The 20,769-nt window shown below is 61.7% G+C and carries 24 protein-coding genes and 4 tRNA genes; 7 read left to right on the top strand and 21 right to left on the bottom strand.

Annotated elements, in window-relative coordinates; translation table 11 throughout:
• Positions 1–19 precede the first annotated feature (19 nt).
• From CEW83_RS04300 to minE, 5 genes are all read left to right on the top strand, one after another.
• Positions 20–397 (top strand): ArsC family reductase, encoded by a 378-nt coding sequence (locus CEW83_RS04300; RefSeq protein WP_108948230.1) that lies wholly within the window; start codon positions 20–22, stop codon positions 395–397.
• Complete coding sequence (locus tag CEW83_RS04295; RefSeq protein WP_108948229.1) at positions 394–1,254, top strand: Hsp33 family molecular chaperone HslO; 861 nt, start codon at positions 394–396, stop codon at positions 1,252–1,254. Before CEW83_RS04300 ends, CEW83_RS04295 begins: the two co-directional genes overlap by 4 nt.
• Before the next feature lie 92 nt (positions 1,255–1,346).
• On the top strand, positions 1,347–2,129 hold the full coding sequence (minC, locus tag CEW83_RS04290) for a septum site-determining protein MinC (RefSeq protein WP_108948228.1): 783 nt from the start codon (positions 1,347–1,349) through the stop codon (positions 2,127–2,129).
• A gap of 29 nt (positions 2,130–2,158) precedes the next feature.
• Positions 2,159–2,971 carry a septum site-determining protein MinD gene (gene minD / locus CEW83_RS04285; RefSeq protein ID WP_108948227.1) on the top strand — a complete coding sequence of 271 codons (813 nt, stop codon included), beginning with the start codon at positions 2,159–2,161 and terminating at the stop codon, positions 2,969–2,971.
• Between the two features lies 1 nt (position 2,972).
• Positions 2,973–3,233: a cell division topological specificity factor MinE gene (gene minE, locus CEW83_RS04280; protein ID WP_108948226.1), complete on the top strand. Its 261-nt coding sequence runs from the start codon at positions 2,973–2,975 to the stop codon at positions 3,231–3,233.
• Between the two features lie 59 nt (positions 3,234–3,292).
• Here the strand turns inward: minE and CEW83_RS04275 are convergent.
• Positions 3,293–3,377 (bottom strand) — tRNA-Leu (locus CEW83_RS04275).
• Between the two features lie 105 nt (positions 3,378–3,482).
• Here CEW83_RS04275 and CEW83_RS04270 point away from each other — a divergent pair.
• On the top strand, positions 3,483–4,493 hold the full coding sequence (locus tag CEW83_RS04270; RefSeq protein WP_108948225.1) for a DnaJ C-terminal domain-containing protein: 1,011 nt from the start codon (positions 3,483–3,485) through the stop codon (positions 4,491–4,493).
• A gap of 110 nt (positions 4,494–4,603) precedes the next feature.
• On the top strand, positions 4,604–5,044 hold the full coding sequence (locus CEW83_RS04265; RefSeq protein WP_108951200.1) for a DUF1178 family protein: 441 nt from the start codon (positions 4,604–4,606) through the stop codon (positions 5,042–5,044).
• 255 nt (positions 5,045–5,299) lie between these two features.
• On the opposite strand, the gene CEW83_RS04260 is transcribed toward CEW83_RS04265, so the two are convergent.
• The 20 genes from CEW83_RS04260 to CEW83_RS04165 all read right to left on the bottom strand — a co-directional run bounded on the left by CEW83_RS04260 (position 5,300) and on the right by CEW83_RS04165 (position 20,763).
• The gene (locus CEW83_RS04260) at positions 5,300–6,478 is read right to left on the bottom strand and encodes an alkaline phosphatase family protein (protein WP_108951199.1); all 1,179 of its coding nucleotides are present in this window, start codon (positions 6,476–6,478) and stop codon (positions 5,300–5,302) included.
• Between the two features lie 62 nt (positions 6,479–6,540).
• A tRNA-Gly gene (locus tag CEW83_RS04255) sits at positions 6,541–6,616 on the bottom strand.
• An 18-nt stretch (positions 6,617–6,634) separates the two neighbouring features.
• Positions 6,635–6,708 (bottom strand) — tRNA-Cys (locus tag CEW83_RS04250).
• Between the two features lie 64 nt (positions 6,709–6,772).
• Positions 6,773–6,848, bottom strand: a tRNA-Gly gene (locus CEW83_RS04245).
• A 62-nt stretch (positions 6,849–6,910) separates the two neighbouring features.
• A complete protein-coding gene (pgsA, locus tag CEW83_RS04240) occupies positions 6,911–7,486 on the bottom strand; it encodes a CDP-diacylglycerol--glycerol-3-phosphate 3-phosphatidyltransferase (protein WP_108948224.1) in 576 nt (191 codons plus the stop codon).
• Positions 7,487–7,512: 26 nt separating this feature from the next.
• Entirely contained in the window at positions 7,513–9,330 is a 1,818-nt protein-coding gene (uvrC, locus tag CEW83_RS04235; RefSeq protein WP_108948223.1) for an excinuclease ABC subunit UvrC, read from the bottom strand.
• 118 nt (positions 9,331–9,448) lie between these two features.
• On the bottom strand, positions 9,449–10,567 hold the full coding sequence (gene nagZ, locus CEW83_RS04230; RefSeq protein ID WP_108948222.1) for a beta-N-acetylhexosaminidase: 1,119 nt from the start codon (positions 10,565–10,567) through the stop codon (positions 9,449–9,451).
• Positions 10,564–10,941: a holo-ACP synthase gene (gene acpS, locus CEW83_RS04225; protein WP_108948221.1), complete on the bottom strand. Its 378-nt coding sequence runs from the start codon at positions 10,939–10,941 to the stop codon at positions 10,564–10,566. Before acpS ends, nagZ begins: the two co-directional genes overlap by 4 nt.
• Positions 10,942–10,951: 10 nt before the next feature.
• Entirely contained in the window at positions 10,952–11,716 is a 765-nt protein-coding gene (locus CEW83_RS04220; protein ID WP_108948220.1) for a pyridoxine 5'-phosphate synthase, read from the bottom strand.
• Entirely contained in the window at positions 11,713–12,456 is a 744-nt protein-coding gene (gene recO / locus CEW83_RS04215) for a DNA repair protein RecO (protein ID WP_108948219.1), read from the bottom strand. The genes CEW83_RS04220 and recO overlap by 4 nt, the downstream gene beginning before the upstream one ends.
• Before the next feature lie 12 nt (positions 12,457–12,468).
• Entirely contained in the window at positions 12,469–13,389 is a 921-nt protein-coding gene (gene era / locus CEW83_RS04210; protein WP_108948218.1) for a GTPase Era, read from the bottom strand.
• Positions 13,386–14,063, bottom strand: a complete 678-nt coding sequence (gene rnc / locus CEW83_RS04205; protein WP_108948217.1) for a ribonuclease III — start codon at positions 14,061–14,063, stop codon at positions 13,386–13,388. Before rnc ends, era begins: the two co-directional genes overlap by 4 nt.
• Positions 14,063–14,425: a DUF4845 domain-containing protein gene (locus CEW83_RS04200; RefSeq protein WP_108948216.1), complete on the bottom strand. Its 363-nt coding sequence runs from the start codon at positions 14,423–14,425 to the stop codon at positions 14,063–14,065. Before CEW83_RS04200 ends, rnc begins: the two co-directional genes overlap by 1 nt.
• Positions 14,426–14,442: 17 nt before the next feature.
• Positions 14,443–15,231 (bottom strand): signal peptidase I, encoded by a 789-nt coding sequence (lepB, locus tag CEW83_RS04195; protein WP_108948215.1) that lies wholly within the window; start codon positions 15,229–15,231, stop codon positions 14,443–14,445.
• Between the two features lie 47 nt (positions 15,232–15,278).
• On the bottom strand, positions 15,279–17,075 hold the full coding sequence (gene lepA / locus CEW83_RS04190; RefSeq protein ID WP_108951198.1) for a translation elongation factor 4: 1,797 nt from the start codon (positions 17,073–17,075) through the stop codon (positions 15,279–15,281).
• A 53-nt stretch (positions 17,076–17,128) separates the two neighbouring features.
• Complete coding sequence (locus tag CEW83_RS04185) at positions 17,129–17,389, bottom strand: glutaredoxin family protein (protein ID WP_108948214.1); 261 nt, start codon at positions 17,387–17,389, stop codon at positions 17,129–17,131.
• Complete coding sequence (locus CEW83_RS04180; protein ID WP_234418988.1) at positions 17,386–18,786, bottom strand: Do family serine endopeptidase; 1,401 nt, start codon at positions 18,784–18,786, stop codon at positions 17,386–17,388. Before CEW83_RS04180 ends, CEW83_RS04185 begins: the two co-directional genes overlap by 4 nt.
• A 5-nt stretch (positions 18,787–18,791) precedes the next feature.
• Positions 18,792–19,259 carry a SoxR reducing system RseC family protein gene (locus tag CEW83_RS04175; RefSeq protein WP_108948212.1) on the bottom strand — a complete coding sequence of 156 codons (468 nt, stop codon included), beginning with the start codon at positions 19,257–19,259 and terminating at the stop codon, positions 18,792–18,794.
• Positions 19,256–20,224 (bottom strand): MucB/RseB C-terminal domain-containing protein, encoded by a 969-nt coding sequence (locus CEW83_RS04170; protein ID WP_108948211.1) that lies wholly within the window; start codon positions 20,222–20,224, stop codon positions 19,256–19,258. Before CEW83_RS04170 ends, CEW83_RS04175 begins: the two co-directional genes overlap by 4 nt.
• A complete protein-coding gene (locus tag CEW83_RS04165) occupies positions 20,221–20,763 on the bottom strand; it encodes a sigma-E factor negative regulatory protein (RefSeq protein WP_108951197.1) in 543 nt (180 codons plus the stop codon). The genes CEW83_RS04170 and CEW83_RS04165 overlap by 4 nt, the downstream gene beginning before the upstream one ends.
• Between the last annotated feature and the right edge of the window lie 6 nt (positions 20,764–20,769).

Genomic DNA, 20,769 nt, shown 5'->3' with positions numbered 1-20,769 from the left:
CCGCGTTGGAGAGCACGAAATGGACAAGGTAACGGTGATCTACGGCATCAAGAACTGCGACACCATGAAGAAGAGCATCGCCTGGCTTACCGAGCGCGGCGCAGCATATCGCTTTCATGACTATCGCAAGGACGGGATCACGTCCGGCAAGCTGCATGACTGGAGCAAGGCGCTGGGCTGGAAGACGCTGATCAACACCCGCGGCACGACCTGGCGCAAGCTGTCGCCCGAGCAGCAGGCGATCGACACCCAGAGCGCTGCGGTCCAGCTGATGCTGGAGAACCCGAGCCTGATCAAGCGGCCCGTGGTCGAAACGGCATCCGGTCACCTGCTGGTGGGGTTCGACCCCCAACTCTTTGCAAGCTTCATCAAACCCTCAGAGCCTGAAGATCAATGAGCACCCTGCCCTCAAGCTACGTACAGCGTTTTCTGCTGGAAAAACTCGACATCCGCGGTGCGGTCGTCCGTCTTGACGACGTCTGGAAAGCCATGCAGGTCGGGCGTCACTATCCGGCGCCTGTCAGCCGCCTGCTCGGCGAGATGAGTGCGGTATCGGCCATCATCACCGGAAACCTCAAGCAAACCGGACGGCTGACGTTTCAGGTGCAGGGTCATGGTCCGCTCAGGCTGCTCGTGGTCGATTGCAACGCCGAAATGAACCTGCGTGGTTACGCGAAATCGGAAGGCGAAATTACCGGCGATACGCTTGGCGAGATTGTCGGTGATGGTCGCCTGCAACTGTCGCTCGACATCCAGGGCATGGACCAGCCCTATCAGAGTCTGGTGCCGCTGGAAGGCGACAGCATCGCGAGCGTGTTCTCCCATTACCTCGAACAGTCCGAGCAACAGCCTGCGGGTCTCTGGCTGGCCTGTGATCCCTCCGCCAGCGCCGCGCTGTTCGTGCAGCGCCTGCCCGGCGCAGATGCAAAGGACGAGGACGGCTGGTCGCGCATCATGCAGCTTGCGCAGACCGTACGCCCCGACGAACTGCTCACCCTGTCGCCGGAAGTGCTGCTTGGCCGCCTTTTTGCCGAAGAAGACGTAAGAATCTACCCGCCGCGGGCTGTTACCCATATCTGGCCCCCCGAGCCGGAAAAGATCGCAACCATGCTGCAGGGGCTCGGCGAGGCTGAAGTGCGCGCGGTACTTGCCGAACAGGGCGAGGTGCTGGTCCATGACGAACTGTCGAATCACACCTACCGTTTCGATGAAGACGACATCGATACGCTGTTTCAGCCCCCGACCCTGCACTGAAACGCGGCCGGCGTGACAACGATGCCCGTCACATTCTTGCCGTATTCACCGACCCTCAGTAAACTCGCGCGATTAAACGGTAAACTCTGCACATGACCACGTCCGCGCCCAACCGCTCCATCGAGTTTCGCAATACGACACTCGGCGCAACCATTGCCGTCCTGCGCGATACCGAACCCGTCGGCCTGGCCGACTCGCTGCACAAGATGCTCGGCGGCATGCCGGACTTCTTCAATGGCGAAGCCGCCATTCTCGATTTCTCCGGCATCACCAAGGCGCCTGGACGTGTAGACTGGGCCGGGCTGCTGTCCCTGCTCCGACGCTATCAGCTGCAACCGATCGGCGTACGCAACCTGCCCGCAGAGCTCTCGGCCGCTGCGCGTCAGGCCGGACTGGCCATACTTGACAACCTCGAACTGCGCGAACGGCCGGCAAGCGAAACATCCCGCACACCGCCGCCAGCACCCGCTCCAAAGGCGGAGGCTCCGCCGCAACCCGCGGCCCCTTCAGCTCCGGCGTCCCTTCCCAACACACTGTTCGTCGAGCGTCCGCTGCGCTCCGGACAGCAGGTGTATGCACGTGGTGGCGACCTGGTATTGCTGGCAGGCATGAGTAACGGCGCCGAGGTCATCGCCGACGGCAGCATTCACTGCTTCGGCCCGCTTCGTGGCCGAGCGCTGGCTGGTGCGCAGGGAAACAGCAAGGCGCGCATCATTGCAACCAATTTCGGTCCGGAGCTGGTTTCCATCGCCGGCGTTTATCGCACCTTCGAAAAAGGCATCCCTGAGGCAATTGCCGGGCGTGGTGCCATGGTGCGACTGAACGACGCTGGGAATGCACAGACCATAGAAATCGAACCGCAGCAGCTCGACTGACGCGGCATACATACATTCAAGGGGAAAACGTGAAAGTCATCGTCATTACTTCTGGCAAGGGCGGCGTAGGTAAAACCACCACCAGCGCTGCATTCTCGTCAGGACTGGCCCTGCGCGGCTTCAAGACGGCCGTGATCGACTTCGACGTCGGTCTGCGCAACCTCGACCTCATCATGGGGTGCGAGCGCCGTGTCGTGTATGACCTCGTGAACGTGGTCAATGGCGAGGCCAAGCTGAACCAGGCGCTGATCAAGGACCGCCACTGCGAGAACCTCTTCATCCTTCCCGCTTCCCAGACGCGCGACAAGGATGCGCTGACGGAAGAAGGCGTCGAGAAGGTGCTGCATGATCTTGAGCACATGGGCTTCGACTATGTGGTCTGCGATTCGCCTGCCGGTATCGAGCGTGGTGCCGTGATGGCCCTCACCTTTGCCGACGAAGCGATCGTCACCACCAACCCGGAAGTGTCCTCGGTTCGCGACTCGGACCGCATCCTCGGCATCCTGCAGTCGAAGTCGAAGCGTGCCCGCGAAGGTGGCGAGCCGGTCAAGGAACACCTGCTGGTCACGCGTTACTCTGCCAAGCGCGTCGAAGACGGCGAAATGCTGTCGTACAAGGATGTGCAGGAGTTGCTGCGCGTGCCGCTGATCGGTGTCATTCCCGAGTCGGAGTCGGTGCTTCACGCTTCCAACCAGGGCACACCCGCCATTCACCTCAAGGGTTCGGACGTTGCCGAGGCCTATTCCGATGTGGTCGCGCGCTTCCTCGGTGAAAACCGTGAGCTGCGTTTCGTAAACTACGAGAAACCGGGGCTGATGAAGCGCCTTTTCGGAGGCAAGTGATATGTCTCTGCTTGCCCGCCTGTTTGGCGAAAAGAAGAAAACAGCCGAGATTGCAAAGAACCGGCTGTCACTGCTGATTGCTCACGAGCGCAACGGCGGACCCGCGCAACCCGACTTCATGCCGGCTCTCCAGCGTGAGCTGATCGAGGTGATCTCGAAGTACGTTTCGGTCAATCCAGACGACATCAAGGTTCAACTCGAAAAGCAGGACAACTACGAGGTGCTGGAAGTCAATATCGTTCTGCCCGAGGCGGGCCGCTGACACGCGCGGCTCGTGGGCGGGGGCGCCTTGGCGCGGTGTGCGCGACATGATGTCTCGTCTGGTGCCCGGAACGGGACTTGAACCCGTAAGCCATGCGGCGGCAGATTTTAAGTCTGCTGTGTATACCAATTTCACCATCCGGGCGAGCCGCGGATTCTCGCATAGTCACGTCATGCTGCACAGTCCTGTTCGCTGCGAAAACAGCCACGCGGCGCGCTTGCAGGCAACATCGAATCACAGCGGCATGCCATGCTGAAGGATGCCGTTGCTCATGACGTGCTCGGCGTGGCCGCCGACGCCGATGCGGCCAGCATCAAGAGGGCCTTTCGTCGCCTGGCAATGCGGTGGCATCCAGACCGCAACTCCGCCCCCGAAGCGCTGGAGACTTTCAAGCGCCTGCGCGCCGCGTACGTGCAGATGATGGGGTTTCAAGAGGAGGAAGCCGACGACGCGCCCCCCGAGGCGGAAGCCGCTTCCTCCAGTCAATCGAAAGCACGTGCAGCGGATCATTTTCAGGACCTCGAACTGAGTATTGAAGAGGTCTTCCACGGCGGCGAGAAGTCGGTGTGGATCGAGTCGCAGGCCTCATGTGAAGCGTGTGACGGTAGCGGCGTGGTGGAACTGGCGCATAGCCGTCTGTGCTCGTGCTGTCATGGTTCGGGTCGGATCCGCTCCGGATCGGGGCTTGTTGCATGCGCGGACTGCGATGGGCGCGGCTATTCCAAGCGCGCCACCTGTCCGGAGTGCAATGGGTCTGGCCGGCACGGGGCGCGCAGGACCCTGTCTGTGCGCATTCCCCGCGGCATGCTGCAGGGTGAGGAGTTGCGTCTCGAAGGCAAGGGCGAAGCGTCTGACGACGCTGGCGTCCTTCCCGGCGACCTTCGCTTGCGCGTGCGGATTGCGACGCACCCGCTGTTTGTTCTCGAGGGGCGCGACCTCGTCATTACGCGACCGGTCAATGCCTTCCGGCTTCTGGCGGGCGGCACCCTTGCGATTCCCTTGCCCGGAGGCGGCAAGCTTCAGCTCGAACTGGCTCCGGGCACGCCTGAGGCAAGAGAGGTCGCGCTTGATGGCTCGGGCGTGCCCGGGCGAGGCAAGAGGCCTGCGGGTGCGCTTCGCGTAAAACTTGTGCCGCAATTCCCGGATGACCCGAGCCCTGAACTGGCTGCGCTATTTGGCACGCTGGCCGCAAAGGTGGAGGCAGATCTTGCTCACAATGTGCCATCATTGGATGCATGGGAACACAAGTGGCTGCCATGAGCACCACGTGCCGCGACATCGTTGTTCCAATGCTGCCGCGGTAGCAACAGCCGCATTTCGAGGTGCCTCGCGAACACCTCACTTATCAGCACATCCAGAAAGATTTCAACGTGATTGTTATCGACCTATGCTGCCCCCAGGAGCACCGCTTTGAAGGCTGGTTTGCCTCGGCATCGGCTTTTGACACCCAGCTCGAGCGAAAGCAGGTGTCCTGCCCCATTTGTGGCAGCAGCGAGGTTCGCCGGATGCCCAGCGCACCCTATGTGCAGACTCGAAGCACCCCGGCCCCACAGGCGCCGGCCACAGCGACCATGCCGGCCGCGCCGCAGTCGGGAAGCGACCAGGCTGCGCGGTTTGCTGCAACAATACGACAGCTTGCGCGCCAGGCAGAGGATGTCGGCAGCCGTTTCCCCGACGAGGCGCGGCGCATTCACCGCGGGGAAGTTGAGCCGCGGAGCATACGCGGTGCCGCTTCGGGTGATGAAATGGGTGAATTGCTCGAAGAAGGAATCATTGTGCTGCCAGTTCCGCCAGATGAGGATCTGCACTGAAACTGGCAGCGACATCCGCACATTCGTCCACAACAAAACACAAGGGCCCGCCGACACCCGTCAGTGGCCCCCAGTCGGCCTCAAGCTGCCACAGCGCCCTCTCCAGCCAACCCGCATCGCGATCACCTGCATGAGCCGTGATCAGCCCGCGTTTCCTTGCTGCGTTCTCAGCCATATCCGCCTCCTGGTTCAGGCCGCAGGATAGAAATACCGCATGACCGCCCGATGAAGAAGCGTTGACACGGCCGTGACAGTTCAGGGCTGCGCGAGCACCAGGGGCACCCACATTTCGTCGGCACTCAGCCCCCCGTGGACGCCCACCATTCTGTGCGGCCGCTCACCCGGCATGCGATCACTCAGCGTCCATCCAGGCTCCATCAACAGGGTATGCGTGCCACAGCGCTCAGCAAGGCGCGGATTGAGCGGGCCAGGCCCGAAGAAGCCCGACTCGATCAATCGAGCCGAGGGCACGACAACCGCCCTGCCCCGCAACCGATCCCGCGCCAAGGCCTCGAAATCCGGGCCTGCGCCGCGTCTTGCCCGGCAGAATGCGACCCGCCGTTCGCCGAACAGGGGCGAATCCAGCAGCGCAGCCAGCGCGGGCATTGTGCGCAGGTGGAGGTGACGACGATCCGCGGCGTCGATGAAGCCATGATCCGCTGTCAGGATGACAGTCGCACCGCGTCCTGCCAGCCCATTCAACAGTTGCTCAAAGTAGCGATCGATACGTGAAAATTCCGAGACCGCGTTGGGTGACTGGGCGCCGTAGTGGTGGCAAATGGCGTCGAAGCGCGGGTAATAGGCGTGAATGAAGCGCCGCCGGTCTCCGGACTGCAAGGCCGCATCAAGGACTGCGGGTATGAATGCGTCCGGACGTGCGTACGCGCGGAGATCGGCTCCGCGGCCATGCCGGCGCGAGAATGGCGACCAGGCGATATCCTGAGGCGAGATCATGGTCACCGGCAGCGCACTGCCAGCGATCATTCCGGCGTATGGAAAAAGCCGTTGAGTCAGTGCCGGACTGCGCAGGCGCCCTCCGCCCCGACGATAGAGCGGCAAGGGGGCGATGACGCCGCCAAAGCGGCGATCATGAATGAACCAGCCGGTCAGGCCATGTTGCGCCGGCGCAAGACCTGTCAGCAGGGTCGTGACGGCGCTGGCGGTGGTGCTCGGAAACACGGAGGTGAGGCGCCGCGCACGGTGCTTGGAAATCGTGCTGTGCTGCCCGTGACGCTGGAGAAAAGCGTCGCCAAGTCCATCGATGACCAGAAGAATGACTGGTCCGCTGCCTTCCGTTCCGAATCCGCCAATCTCGAGTGGAAACTCGGGCCGGCGCAACCAGGCGCCGAGGTCCCGCGCAAGGCCGAAGAGACCACCACAATCAAAGTCTGGCAGGACGGCACCGTGTGGCAACTGAAAGGGGGGATGCAGCATCGGACCGGTCTCCAAATGCAAAAAACCGGACAAGTGTGAATCACTTGTCCGGTTCTGCATACTGGAGCGGCAGAAGAGTCTCGAACTCTCGACCTATACCTTGGCAAGGTATCGCTCTACCAACTGAGCTACTGCCGCTCTAAAACCTTTACAGCCTGGAGGCGCGAGCCGGAGTCGAACCGACCTACACGGATTTGCAATCCGGTGCATAACCGCTTTGCTATCGCGCCTTTAATCCTTGGTCGGCAACCTTTCGGCGCCACGAGCCCTGACGAATCAAAACTCAAAATTCTTTGGAGCGGCAGAAGAGTCTCGAACTCTCGACCTATACCTTGGCAAGGTATCGCTCTACCAACTGAGCTACTGCCGCTCTCGAAAGACCGCCATTATAGACGGCTTTTAAACTGTGTCAACCTTTTATTTAAAAATCTCTTAGCGATCCATATGCCGCGCCAATCTCGGCATGGCTCGACGGAGGTAATACCCCATCGACCAGAGCGTAAGAGCCGCCGCCACGTAGATCAGAATACTGCCCACGAAGCGGAGGTCAATCGACGACAGGGGCGCATTGTATAGCAGCAAGGGAATGGCTGTCATCTGTGCTGCTGTTTTCAGTTTGCCGATGTAGGCGACCGCAACACTCGCGGACTCGCCCACCCGCGCCATCCATTCGCGCAAGGCTGAAATCGTGATTTCGCGCCCGATGATGATGACCGCGATGATCGCGTCGACCCTCGCAAGCTGAACCAGCAGGATGAGCGCCGCAGCCACCATCAGCTTGTCTGCAACGGGATCGAGAAACGCGCCGAAGGCCGAGGTCTGCCGAAGCACCCGCGCGAGATAGCCATCGAACCAGTCGGTCACTGCGGCAAGGACGAAGACTGCAGTACCGAACAGATTCTTTTGCGCCGGGCTCACCCATGCGTCGGGCAGGTAAAACACGCCGACGAAAAGCGGGATCATGGCGATGCGGGCCCAGGTCAGGGCGTTGGGTATATTGAGAGGCATGCGGCGCGGCGGTTTCGCCCTTATTGTCAGTGCAGGGCCGAGTATATCTGTTCGGCAAGCGCGCGGCTGATGCCATCGGCCCGACACAGGTCCTCGACGGTTGCATTGCGCACACCATCCAGCCCGCCAAAGGCCGCAAGGAGGTTGCGCCGACGGGCAGGTCCGACGCCGGGGATGTCATCCAGCTTGGATCCGATGCGTGCCTTACCCCGGCGCGCACGGTGGCCGGTGATCGCAAAGCGGTGCGCTTCGTTGCGGATCTCGATGATGAGATGGAGGGCCGATGATGCGCCGCCGAGTGCAAGCCCCTCCCGGCCATCGGGAAAGATCAGCGTCTCAAGCCCGGCCTTGCGCCCCTCTCCCTTGGCCACACCGACCATCGACACCGATTCGAGTCCGACTTCGGCCAGGATCGCGGCCGCGGCACTCACCTGCCCCTTCCCGCCGTCGATGAGGATGAGGTCGGGGCAGACGCCCTCTCCTGCTGCGACCTTGCCGTAGCGGCGTTCCAGTACCTGGCGCATGGCTGCAAAATCGTCGCCCCCGGTAATGCCCTCGATGTTGTAGCGTCGATATTCGGAGCGCTTCATTGCGCCCGCTTCGCACACCACACAGGAGGCCACGGTTGCTTCGCCCATGGTGTGGCTGATGTCGAAACACTCTATGCGGTGCGGAGCCTCGGCGAGATCGAGTGCGTCGCGCAAGGCATCGAGTCGCTGCTCGATACGCCCGGCGTCCCGTGCACGCCCCTGAATGGCGAGATGGGCATTCTTTTCCGCCATCTCCATCCACGCCTTCTCGGCGGCATATCGTGGTGACACCACGCCCTGCGGCCGCTCGCTGATTTCGGCGAGCGTTTCCTTCACGCTCTGGGGATCAAGGTTGACCAGAATCCGCGCGGGAATGGGGTGCTCGGCGTAGTGCTGCTCGACGAATGCGAGCAGACCGTCGAGCGCACCGGAGACGGTCGCCCCGGAAGGAAACTGTGGCCGGTCTCCGAGATGCCGGCCGCCTCGAATCATCGCGATATTGATGCAGGTGAGACCGTCCTCTTCGACTGCGGCAAGGATATCGACATCCTCGTCCTTGCGGCTGTCGACGAACTGACGGTGAAGCACCGCCTGGAGCACCCTGACCTGATCACGGCACGCCGCAGCCTCTTCAAAGGCGAGACGGTCCGACGCAGCATGCATGCGCCCGGTCAGGTCGTCGATCACTTCGCTCGCCTGGCCGTCGAGAAACCGGCTCGCGAGTCTGACATCCGCAGCGTAGTCGGCGCTGTCGATCAGGCCGACGCAGGGGCCGGTACAGCGTTTGATCTGATTGAGCAGACAGGGGCGCGAACGGTTCTGGAACACCGAGTTCTCGCAGGTTCGAAGCTGAAAGGTCTTCTGCAGGAGATGGATGCTCTCGCGCACCGCGTAGGCGTTCGGGAACGGTCCGAAATATCGTGCCCCCTTGGTGAATGCACCGCGATGGTAGGCAAGACGCGGAAACGCGTCGCCGGACAATTCGATATAGGGATAGGTCTTGTCGTCACGAAAAAGGATGTTGTAGCGCGGTGCGAGACTCTTTATGAGGTTGTTCTCGAGGATGAGCGCCTCGGCCTCGGAGCGGGTGGAGGTCACATCGACGCGTACGATCTGCGCCACCATCATGGCAATGCGAGGGCTCGACAGCGTGCGCTGGAAGTAGCTCGATACGCGGCGCTTGAGGTTCTTGGCCTTGCCGACATACAACACCTTGTCGTCGGCGCCGATCATCCGATAGACGCCGGGCTCCTCCGTCAGATTGCGGAGGAAGGACTTTGCATCGAAACCCGCGGGCTCATCAGTTGTGCTCATATGCGCTACGCATTCAGTCTGGTTTTACAACGGCGTCAAAGCCGTTCGTTTGTGTGCGGCATCACTGCAGGTGTTGCCCCCCTCCCCAGAAGATCACTGCGCCGAGGAGCCGGCGTCCTCAGGAACGGGGCTTGTCACCGATCGTGGACGCGGCCATGGAGGGGCCAGAGGTCACGTCGGCAGGAATCGACAGCACCTGTGTTCGCGCAGCCAGATAGGGACCGTGCACCTCCAGCGCAAACGGGTCTGCAGGCCTGGACGGGCGAGGCTTTGCAGGGGCCAGCGCCGCGATACGGGCGAGGCTCTCCGGACTGGGTATCGGCGCCCAGCGATCCAGCAGATCGGCTGCAAGGTCCGGGCGATTGCACACCAGAATCATGTCGCATCCGGCCTCGTAGGCGGCCTTGGCGCGACCAAGAATGTCACCGGCGACCTTTGCGCCTTCCATGTTGAGATCGTCGCTGAAGACCACACCGTCGAACCCGATGCGCTTGCGCAATACATCCTGCAGCCAGAACGCAGAGAAACCGGCTGGTGCGGGGTCGGCCCGCGGATAGATCACGTGCGCAGGCATGACGCCGGCCAGCTGCCGTCCGAGCCGGTGGCGATAGGGCGCGATGTCCTCCGCCCATACCGCTTCGAATTCGCGATCATCGACCGGAATATCATGGTGCGAATCGGCCTCGACGAAGCCGTGCCCCGGAAAATGCTTGCCGACACATGCCATGCCCGCCTCGGCCATTCCGGCCGAAAGCGCCTGGGCCAGCGTCGCAACGACCTGAGGGTCACGGTGAAAGGCACGATTGCCGATCGCGCGGCTCACACCGTAGTCGAGATCCAGCACCGGCGTGAAGCTCAGATCGACACCATGCGCGAGCAACTCCGCGGCGAGGACGTGGCCGGTCGCGCGTGCCGCATCGAGCGCTGCAAGATGATCGTGATCCCACATCTGCCCTAGCGTGCGCATTGCCGGCAGGCGGGTGAAGCCATCGGTGCGAAACCGCTGCACACGCCCACCTTCATGATCGACCGCAATCACAAGCGCGGGGTCCCTCAAGCCATGGATTTCGGCCGTGAGTGCAGCGAGTTGTTCCGATCCGGAGAAGTTGCGTGCGAACAGGATGACCCCGCCGACCAGCGGATCGCACAGGCGCTCGCGCTCGTCGTCGTCGAGTTCCGTGCCGGCAACGTCGAGCATGACGGGGCCGCGTGGCAGCTTGAGGGGAACAGTATTCATGGTTTCTCGATGACCGCAAACGCAACGACGTAATCGTTCTCGTCAGAAAGACTGAGGTGAGCATGCAGCCCGCGTTCGCGCATGTACGCTTCCAGACGCGGGTCGAATGAAAACAGCGGCTTGCCGAGATCGTCATGCGCGACTGCGACGGCGTGCAATGTGGCCGGTACCGCAACGCCGGTGCCGAGCGCTTTTCCAAAGGCCTCCTTGGCGGCGAAACGCTTTGCCAGCATCCGGGCAGGATCCTGACTCGCGCGCCAGGCATCGCGTTCGGACTCGGCAAGGATTCGCAGCGCAAAGCGCTCGCCGTGACGTTCAAGCGCCTCACTCAGACGCTTTACGCGGACGATGTCGGTCCCTACCCCGTGGATCATTGCTGCTGCGTCACGCCCGGTGGGCAGCGTGGGCCGCGGCTTCGCGGATCAGCCGCTTCATTTCGGCAACCGCGGCACGCAGGCCGATGAACACGGAGCGGCTGACAATTGCATGACCGATGTGCAACTCGCGCACACCGGCCAGGCGGGCAATCGGCTCTACGTTGTAGTAGTTCAAGGCATGACCCGCATTGAAGCGCATCCCGAGCCCGCAAGCAGCCTCACCTGCCCGCCGAACCTTGTCGAGCTCGAGCAGAACCGCCGGGCTTTCGGCGTCGCGACCTGCATCATGAAATGCGTGCGCATACGGGCCGGTGTGGATCTCGCACACGCGCGCACCGATGCGGCCGGCCGCATCGATCTGCGGCAACTCCGCGTCGATGAATACGCTGGTCACAATTCCCGCATCGGCAAGCCGACCGACAACGTCCTTCAGGCGCGCTTCCTGCGCCAGCACGTCGAGGCCGCCCTCGGTGGTGACTTCGTGCCGGCCCTCTGGCACCAGCATCGCCATCTCCGGCTTGAGGGCGCAGGCGATGTCGACCATCTCGTCGGTTGCCCCCATCTCGAGGTTGAGCTTTACCTGTGTGAGCTCACGCAGCCGGCGCACGTCGCTGTCGTTGATATGCCGGCGATCCTCGCGCAAGTGCACGGTAATGCCATCGGCTCCACCCAGATGCGCTTCGACCGCGGCCCATACCGGGTCGGGCTCCCAGGTGCGACGTGCCTGCCGCAGCGTGGCGACGTGGTCAATGTTGACGCCCAGTTCGATCACAGTTCCTGCAACTCCTTCAGCACCCGGCGCGACTGCAACTGCTGCCCGCCGAGGTAGTGGTTTATAAGCGCACGCAGCAGCCGCTTTGACTGGACCAGCGTTTCGGCGCGGGAAAAATCATCGGCCGACATGTCGAGCAGCGTCTGCCCGCTGACCGGCAGATCATCCTCGCCGAATGCCTCGATCTCATCCGCATTCGCCGCCAGATCCACGGCAACGGGGCCTCGTTCGATTATATAGCGGTAGCGACCGGTCGGCCGGACCGCCCCATCCTCGGCGCAGTCGAGCGCGATACCGTAGCCGAGTTCCTGCAGCAGCGTGAGTTCGAAACGACGGAGAATCGGCGGGAGGCTCTCGTTGCGGCCAAGCGCGGTGACGGCGGATTCGTAGGCCTCGAACAGCGCTGGGTGCGGATCTTCCCGCGCAGTGAGGCGGAGCATGAGTTCATTGAGGTAGTAACCGCACAGCAAGGCACGCCCGGTCAGAAGTGGCTGGCCGCCACGCCACTCCGCACGGATCAGCGTTTTCACCTCGCCCCCGCCGGACCAGTCCATGAGCAGGGGCTGAAATGCCATCAGGACGCCCCGGAGGGCGGACATCGGCCGCCGCGCGCCCTTTGCGGCAAGCGCCGCACGCCCATGTTCGAGCGAAAAGACTTCGACGATCAGGCTGGTTTCACGCCAGGGTAGCGTGTGCAGCACCCATGCCGGCTGCTGCTCGATACGTTGCTTCAGCGCCACGTCGACGCGTGCTCACTCGTACCCGAGGCTCTTCAGCGCACGCTCGTCGTCGGCCCAGCCACTCTTGACCTTGACCCACACCTCGAGAAACACCTTGCCGTCGAACAGCTTCTCCAGTTCGACGCGGGCTTCCGACGAGATGCGCTTGAGCTTTTCGCCGCCCTTGCCGATCACGATGCCCTTGTGCCCTGCCCTGTCCACGATCACTGCTGCATGAATCCGGCGCAGACGACCCTCGGTTTCAAACTTCTCGATCTCGACTGCGATGCCGTAAGGCAGTTCGTCGCCAAGCAAGCGGAACAGCTTCTCACGCAGGAATTCCGCCGCAAGGAAGCGTTCGCTGCGATCGGTGATCTCGTCTTCCTCGTACATTGCGATGCCTTCAGGCAGCAGCGGAGTTGCCGCACTGATCAAGGTGTCGCAGTTGTTCCCGCGTTCAGCCGACAACGGCACGATCTCGACGAAGTCGCGCAGACCGCGCACACTTTCGATGAACGGAAGCAGGCGGGCTTTTTCCTTTAGCTGGTCCACCTTGTTGATGACCAGAACGACCTTCGCGTCTTCCGGAATCACTTCGAGCACGCGCTTGTCGTCGTCTCCCATGCGCCCGGCTTCGACCACGAAGAACACCAGATCGACGTCGGAGAGCACCTGCGACACCGTACGGTTCATCGAGCGGTTCAGGGCATTGCGGTGCTGGGTCTGGAAGCCCGGCGTGTCGACAAAGATGAACTGCGCGTCCTTGTTCGTCAGGATGCCCGTCACGCGGTGGCGCGTAGTCTGCGCCTTGCTCGACACAATGCTGATCTTCTGCCCGATCAGACGGTTGAGCAAGGTCGATTTACCGACGTTGGGCCGACCGACAATGGCGACGAAGCCAGCACGAAAGTCTGGTTTGTCGATGGGTTCGTCCTTGTCCGGCGTTGTATTCATTTCTTCCTCAATTTGGTCAGTGCGAGTTGGGCCGACTGCTGCTCGGCAGCACGGCGGCTGGTGCCGCGACCGACCGTGCGCACGGCGAGTTTCGGCACCTCACACGACACTTCAAACTCTTGCGCATGTGCTTCGCCGAGAACCTGCACCATGGTGTAGGTGGGCAAGGCAATCTTCCGGCCCTGCAACCACTCCTGAAGCGCCGTCTTCGGGTCTTTGGACGGTACAGCCGGATTAACTTCTGCGAGCAGCGGCACATACAGGCGGTCGATGACGGTCTTTGCGGCTTCAAAGCCGGCATCGAGAAACACTGCAGCGATAATGGCCTCGACCGCGTCCGCAAGGATGGATGGACGACGGAAGCCGCCTGACTTCAACTCGCCCTCACCGAGACGCAAACAGTCGCCAAGCTGCAGGTCCACCGCGAGGCGGTGAAGCGCCTCCTGGCGGACCAGCGACGCGCGCACACGCGACAGCTCCCCTTCCTTGAGGTCGGGAAATCGCTCAAAAAGCGCAATCGAAGTCACGCAGTTGAGTACGCTGTCACCCAGAAATTCGAGGCGCTCGTTATTGAGCTGTCCAAAACTGCGATGTGTCAGTGCCTGCAGCAGCAACGCTGGATCAGAGAAAACATGGCCGAGTTTGCGTTGCAGTCTTTCATTGAACTCCGACATCAGATACCGGCACTCGAAACCTGGAAGTCGAACAGAAGACTGACATTGCCGGCCACAGGCACCTTGCGCGAATACTCTGCTTCGACGACGACCTTGCCCGCAATCTTGCTGATGGTCAGATCCGCACCGGTAACGGAGGATACGTCATCGATTTCACCGCGGCGATCAAAACTGCGGCGCATTTCGGTGAGGGTCGCGCCACCGTCACCTTCCTCGGCAACAAGTTTCACGATGCGTTCGACCGCCATGTATTCGTTGATTGCGGGCACCGTGCGAAAGGCGATCAACAGTACGAAAGCGAGCAGGCCGCCGACAATCATCACGCTGATCAGGCTGAGGCCGCGCTGGCGAGATTGAGTCATGACTACATTCCCCGTCATCAGTGGAAGCGACCGATTCGCTTCATGTCATTGAAGTTGAACCAGATGAAAAAGGCGCGCCCGACAATGTTCTCGTCCGGCACGAAACCCCAGACACGGCTGTCGCTGCTGGCATCGCGGTTGTCGCCCATGACGAAGTAATGGCCCTGGGGCACGGTGCAGCTTACGCCGCTGCTAGTATATGTACAGTTGTCGCGATTGGGGTAATTCAGCACCTGCGGCACATAGGCCGGCGCTTCGCGTTCGAGCAACACGTTGTGCTCGATCGTGCCGAGCTTCTCGACATACTGCGGCGAATAGTAGAGACGATCCGGATGAAGGTAACTGCCGGCTTCGTCGGTCTGTACTGCTTCACCGTTGATGCTCAGACGCTTGTTGATGTACTCGACCTTGTCGCCCGGCAAGCCGACAACGCGCTTGATGTAGTCCATCGAAGGGTCTGCCGGGTAACGAAAGACCATGACGTCCCCGCGTTCCGGATCGTTGATGTCGATGACCTTCTTGTTGATCACCGGCAGGCGGATGCCGTAGGTGAACTTGTTCACCAGAATGAAATCGCCCACGAGCAGCGTCGGAATCATCGAGCCGGACGGAATCTTGAACGGCTCGACGATGAACGAACGCAGGCCGAACACGATCAGGATCACCGGGAAAAAGCTCGCACCGTACTCGACCCACCACGGCGCCGGGGCGCCCGCTGCACGCTGCTTGCGCGCATGGAACCGGTCGAAGGCCCACAGCACACCTGTGGCAACGAGCAGTAGAAAAAGGATCAGGGCAAAATTCACGCAGACTCCAGTCAGTTACGACGCCGCTGAGACGCCTGGTTGCAGGTTTACTTGCCTTCGTCCGTGCGCAGCACGGCAAGGAAGGCTTCCTGCGGAATCTCGACGTTTCCGACCTGCTTCATGCGCTTTTTGCCTTCCTTCTGTTTCTCGAGCAGCTTCTTCTTGCGTGAAATGTCGCCGCCATAACACTTGGCCAGCACGTTCTTGCGCAAAGCCTTGATGGTTTCACGCGCAATGATGTTTGCGCCGATCGCCGCCTGAATCGCGACATCGAACATCTGGCGCGGAATCAGACCACGCAGCTTGGCGGCCAGCTCGCGGCCCCGGAACGCCGCGTTTGCCCGGTGAACGATCACCGACAGCGCATCGACCTTCTCGCCACCGACCATCAGGTCGAGCTTGACCAGATCGGCCGTGATGTACTCCTTGAACTCGTAGTCAAGCGACGCGTAACCACGCGAAACCGACTTGAGCTTGTCGAAGAAGTCCATCACCACTTCGTTCATCGGCATGTCGTAGATCAGCTGGACCTGGCGACCGTGGTATCGCATGTCCACCTGCGCGCCACGCTTCTGGTTGCACAGTGTGATCACCGGACCGACATAATCCTGCGGGAGGAAAATCGTCGCGGTGATGATGGGCTCGCGAATCTCCTGGTACTTGCCCGGCTCTGGCAGTTTCGACGGGTTCGAGACCTGGATCACCTCACCGCTGTTGAGCACGACCTCATAGATCACCGTCGGCGCGGTGGTAATGAGGTCCATGTCGAATTCGCGCTCGAGGCGTTCCTGCACGATATCCATGTGCAGCAGGCCCAGAAAACCGCACCGGAATCCAAAACCGAGCGCCTGCGACACCTCGGGCTCGAACTGCAGCGACGCATCATTGAGACGGAGCTTCTCGAGCGAGTCGCGCAACTGGTCGTATTCGCTCGACTCGACCGGGTACAGACCGGCAAACACCTGCGGCTTGATTTCCTTGAAGCCGGGCAGAGGCGCGTTAGCAGGCTTGCCTGCGAGGGTGACGGTATCGCCGACCTTTGCGGCTTCAAGTTCCTTGATACCGGCGATGATGAAACCCACTTCGCCAGCAGCGAGGTGATCACGGCTGACCGATTTCGGCGTGAACACCCCGACCTGTTCGCAGGGATACTGCGCGCCGTTCGACATCAGCAGGATCCTGTCCTTGGGTCGGAGAATCCCGTCGACCACGCGCACCAGCATCACGACGCCGACATAGTTGTCGAACCACGAGTCGATGATGAGCGCCTTCAGGGCGCCGTCGGGGTTGCCACGTGGCGCGGGAACCCTGGCCACGACAGCCTCGAGCACTTCCTCGATACCGATGCCGGTCTTTGCCGAGCACAGGATCGCCTCGGCCGCATCGACACCGATGACGTCCTCGATCTCCTGACGGGCGTTCTCCGGGTTCGCTGCGGGCAGGTCGATCTTGTTCAGGACCGGGACGACTTCAACGTTCTGGTCGAGCGCGGTGTAGCAGTTCGCGACCGTCTGCGCCTCGACCCCCTGCGATGCATCGACCACCAGCAGGGCGCCTTCGCACGCGGCCAGGGAGCGGCTCACTTCGTACGAAAAGTCCACATGGCCCGGGGTGTCGATCAGGTTGAGGTTGTAGACCTTCCCGTCCTTCGCCTTGTAGTGCAGCGCAGCAGTCTGCGCCTTGATGGTAATGCCGCGCTCGCGCTCGATATCCATCGAGTCGAGCACCTGCGCCTCCATCTCGCGGTCGGAGAGCCCGCCGCAGAAGTGAATGAGTCGATCGGCCAGCGTAGACTTGCCGTGATCGATATGAGCAATGATGGAGAAGTTTCTGATATGTTGCATGCGCACGCAAAAAGGGTGCCTTTCGGCACCCGTTCTGGAATTGGTTGGCCTCGTCAAGCGTCGGATTCTAGCGGAAAAGCACCGCAATAGGCACGGACACCCGTTTCATCGAGATGGTAGTGGCAGAGTTCGTGCTCACCGTGGAGTACAACCGGGACCAGTTCGTCCCAGCGAGCCTCGAGTTCCGGATGGAGGTCTACATCGATCACCTTCACCGTCCAGCCCAGTTCGGCTGCAATGGGTTCGAGGGCCGCGACCAGATCATGGCACAGGTGACACCACTCGCGACTCAGTACGGTCAGCTCCTGCTTCATTTGCCGGCACGCAGGCTGACGAAGGAGGTGGCCTCCCCGCGCAGGACCAGGAGACTCAACTGCTGCCCCTCCTTGAGCTCGGCAACGATACGTTCGAAGACCTCAGGCTTGGCGAGCACCGTCTGCTTGCCACCGACGATGACCGCCAGCACGGTGTCACCGACCTGAAGCGAGGCACGCGCTGCCGGGCCTTCCGCACGATCGACCATCAGACCCTGTGCAGCAGGCTGGTCGCGACCGCGGATCATTGGTGGCTTGATCAGCACCAGACCCAAGCGGTTGCCAGTGCTTGACGGTACGCTGGTCTTGCGCACTCGGGGCGTTTGCGGGTCGCGCCACTCGCCCAGCGTGACCTTCAATTCTTTCGGCGCACCTTCGCGATACACCACCATCTCCGCACGCGTACCCGGCCGTCGCGCGGCGACGATACGCGGAAGATCGCTGGACTTGTCGACGTTGCGCCGGTCGAAGCGCACGATCACGTCGCCACGCACCACTCCAGCTCGCGCGGCGGGGCTATCGGGTTCGACCGCGCTGACGAGCGCGCCGGACGCCTTCGGCAATCCAAAGCTCCCGGCCAGATCGACTGTGACTTCCTGGATGGCCACGCCGATCCGGCCGCGCTGAATGCGCCCGTGCGTGCGCAACTGCTGTTGCACATCCATGGCGACATCGATCGGAATCGCGAATGACAGGCCCATGAAACCGCCGGTGCGGCTGTAGATCTGGGAATTGATGCCGATCACCTCTCCCTTGAGGTTGAACAAGGGGCCGCCAGAGTTGCCAGGGTTGATCGCAACGTCGGTCTGGATGAAGGGCACAAAGTTCTCGTCGGGCAGACTGCGGTCCTTCGCACTTACGATTCCGGCCGTGACTGTCTGGTCGAAACCAAACGGCGAACCGATCGCCAGAACCCACTCACCCACCTTGAGGTGCTCAGGCTCGCCCAGGGTGACCTTCGGCAGGCCCTTGGCCTCGATCTGGATCAACGCCACATCGCTGCGCGCATCCGCACCGATCACGCGTGCTCGATACTCCCGCTTGTCCGCCAGACGCACGAGGATTTCCTCGGCGTCTTCGACGACGTGGGCGTTGGTCAGAATGAAACCGTCACTGCTGATGATGAAACCCGAACCGAGCGACTCGTTGTCGGGTTCGGGTTGCGGGGATCGCGGTTGGCGCGGCACGATCCGACGGAAAAAGTCGAACATCGGATCGCCTTCGTCCAGTTCGGGGAAAGCGCGCGCTTTCTGGGATGTATTGGATATCGTGCTGATATTCACCACCGCCGTACCCTGACGCTCCACGAGTGCGGTGAAATCCGGCAAATTGACGGCTGCAAGCGCAGGCAGCGCTGACACACACAGCAGCAGTGCGAGCAGCGAAGTACGGAACATCCGGTTCATGAGAGGTGGGCGTGGCTGCAGTCGGTCAGGTCGCGGGACAAGGTCATCCTCAGACCGCCGCGCCAGTTGCGGCTGCGCGCCAGCAGACGATTGATGAATACAGCAAGCCCCAGCCCGCAGAGCATACCCAGGCCCGCACCGAGGTCGGCACGAGCCGTTTCCGGGAACAGCCCCCCCACTGCCGCACCAATGATCATCAGCACCACGGCAAGCCCGTAACTGAGCAGCGCTGCCCGTAAAGGTGCACCGTCGGGAATCGTGATTCTGACCCGCTCGCCGGGATGCAGTCCAAGAGTGTCGTCGAGGGTGAATACCTGATTCGGCGAGCCGAAGGTATCCGTGATTCGCATCGAACGACAACCACCAGGCTCGTCACAACGACCGCACCCACCCTGCTTCTCACTGAGGCGAACCCACGCCCTCCCCGCCTCGACGCGAAGCACTTCGGCCGGAGCTTCGATCATTTCGACACCGCTTCGATGCCCTCGGCCAGGCGCTGCACTGCGCGGGCTGGTACCTCACCGAGAGCCGTCACGACGTGAGCACCAGCAGTGCGCTTGAATACATTGATTGCGCCGCTTGAGGAGGCACCGACGTTGGCCGCAGCCTCCGGTCCGGTCGGCTCGATGAACACGGAGATGGCTGCGAGTCCGTCACTGAAGACCATATGCACCGCATCGCCCCGGTCAGCGCCAAGCGAACGTCGCACTACCGAATTGAGCAGAAAACCGTTGATCGGCGTGCGCAATTGCCAACCGGAATCAGCCTTGCTGATCTCCTCCCCGCGCACACTGACCACTCGCCATCCTTCACCCTGACTGAAACGCGGCTTGAGCAGCGCACTGTCCACTTCCCCGCCAATACGAAGGTCGCTGAACGTGAACTGCTCGATCATCTCGCCACGCGTATCCACCATCCGTGACTTGAGCAGCAGTCCGGTCTGCACTTCTGCCCACAGCACGTGGCCATAACGCATGTCGTCCCGTGGTTCCAGAATGATGGACTGCGCTTCGTAGCCGGCAACACGCCCGCGTTCGCCCTTGCGGATCCGGTAGCTTTCGGCAAGTCCGTTGAACGACGCGGGCAGGCGCGCGGGAAAGACACGCCGGCTGCCGGGCTGGTCAATGATCACCGTCCGCTGCTCGGGGAGCACGCAGCGTACCTCGCCGGCGCTGCGAATGACCTCACGCGGACTGCCGTCGAGCACCTCGAGACGTTCGTACTCGCCGTCACCATTGGCTCGATGCGCAATGCGGGACGTCTCGATCTGCGTGCCCGACTGATAGGTAAAGGTGCCAACGTAATTGAGACGCTGGCTGGCCGTCGAAATCTTGCCCAGCCATGACAGTGGATCCGAAGGCACTTCGGCACTGGCGACGGACTGGAAAAACAAGGAACACAGGCCTACCGCAACAAGCCAGAACCTCATCGGGAGGTTTCCTCGGACTGTGCTGATACGGTCCTGACGTACTGCAGTGCGCTCGGCATCGGCCCTGCACCCGTGGAGGCCTGATGCACGAAAAGGTATTCGCGATGACGGGTCTCAACCGATGCCGGAACGGTCACCGAGACGTTTTGGACCGGCGCCATCGTGACTACACGGGGCACGGCGGCAACCGGGGCTATCCCGGCGTCGCCGGTGTACATGGTTGCGGCGACAAGGCCAACGACAGCCACGCCCATCACCGAGGCCGCAATCGGCATCAGGGAATGCCACACCGCACGGCGCGAAGCCTCGGCGGGCATCGGCCGCGGCGCGAGCACGGTGGGCTCATCATCCAGCCCTGACATCACGCGGGCCACCATATCGGGTGCGCCTTGTTGATCCCCGCGAATCACATCGCCGATCAGACAGTAAACATCCCAGTCCTTCTTCAACGAGTCTTCGCGGTTCAGACGGTCGACCATCAGGCGCACAGACTGATTATCAAGATCACCGTCCATCAGTGCAGAAAGTTTTTCGTTCATGCCAGC

The organism is Parazoarcus communis (assembly GCF_003111645.1).
Classification (GTDB): domain Bacteria; phylum Pseudomonadota; class Gammaproteobacteria; order Burkholderiales; family Rhodocyclaceae; genus Parazoarcus; species Parazoarcus communis_A.
The sequence above is the reverse complement of the archived record's forward strand: the minus strand, read 5'-3'. Positions and strand labels throughout refer to the sequence as shown.

Bases quoted from the DNA above. Each gene is read 5' to 3' on its own strand.
- CEW83_RS04175 (WP_108948212.1), bottom strand. From the start codon at position 19,259: ATGATCGAAGCTCCGGCCGAAGTGCTTCGCGTCGAGGCGGGGAGGGCG.
- CEW83_RS04300 (WP_108948230.1), top strand. From the start codon at position 20: ATGGACAAGGTAACGGTGATCTACGGCATCAAGAACTGCGACACCATG.
- CEW83_RS04165 (WP_108951197.1), bottom strand. From the start codon at position 20,763: ATGAACGAAAAACTTTCTGCACTGATGGACGGTGATCTTGATAATCAG.
- CEW83_RS04200 (WP_108948216.1), bottom strand. From the start codon at position 14,425: ATGACTCAATCTCGCCAGCGCGGCCTCAGCCTGATCAGCGTGATGATT.
- CEW83_RS04170 (WP_108948211.1), bottom strand. From the start codon at position 20,224: ATGAGGTTCTGGCTTGTTGCGGTAGGCCTGTGTTCCTTGTTTTTCCAG.
- uvrC (WP_108948223.1), bottom strand. From the start codon at position 9,330: ATGAGCACAACTGATGAGCCCGCGGGTTTCGATGCAAAGTCCTTCCTC.
- minC (WP_108948228.1), top strand. From the start codon at position 1,347: ATGACCACGTCCGCGCCCAACCGCTCCATCGAGTTTCGCAATACGACA.
- minE (WP_108948226.1), top strand. From the start codon at position 2,973: ATGTCTCTGCTTGCCCGCCTGTTTGGCGAAAAGAAGAAAACAGCCGAG.
- CEW83_RS04260 (WP_108951199.1), bottom strand. From the start codon at position 6,478: ATGCTGCATCCCCCCTTTCAGTTGCCACACGGTGCCGTCCTGCCAGAC.
- rnc (WP_108948217.1), bottom strand. From the start codon at position 14,063: ATGTCGGAGTTCAATGAAAGACTGCAACGCAAACTCGGCCATGTTTTC.
- CEW83_RS04185 (WP_108948214.1), bottom strand. From the start codon at position 17,389: ATGAAGCAGGAGCTGACCGTACTGAGTCGCGAGTGGTGTCACCTGTGC.
- nagZ (WP_108948222.1), bottom strand. From the start codon at position 10,567: ATGAATACTGTTCCCCTCAAGCTGCCACGCGGCCCCGTCATGCTCGAC.
- CEW83_RS04180 (WP_234418988.1), bottom strand. From the start codon at position 18,786: ATGTTCCGTACTTCGCTGCTCGCACTGCTGCTGTGTGTGTCAGCGCTG.
- pgsA (WP_108948224.1), bottom strand. From the start codon at position 7,486: ATGCCTCTCAATATACCCAACGCCCTGACCTGGGCCCGCATCGCCATG.
- CEW83_RS04270 (WP_108948225.1), top strand. From the start codon at position 3,483: ATGCTGAAGGATGCCGTTGCTCATGACGTGCTCGGCGTGGCCGCCGAC.
- acpS (WP_108948221.1), bottom strand. From the start codon at position 10,941: ATGATCCACGGGGTAGGGACCGACATCGTCCGCGTAAAGCGTCTGAGT.
- CEW83_RS04295 (WP_108948229.1), top strand. From the start codon at position 394: ATGAGCACCCTGCCCTCAAGCTACGTACAGCGTTTTCTGCTGGAAAAA.
- era (WP_108948218.1), bottom strand. From the start codon at position 13,389: ATGAATACAACGCCGGACAAGGACGAACCCATCGACAAACCAGACTTT.
- lepA (WP_108951198.1), bottom strand. From the start codon at position 17,075: ATGCAACATATCAGAAACTTCTCCATCATTGCTCATATCGATCACGGC.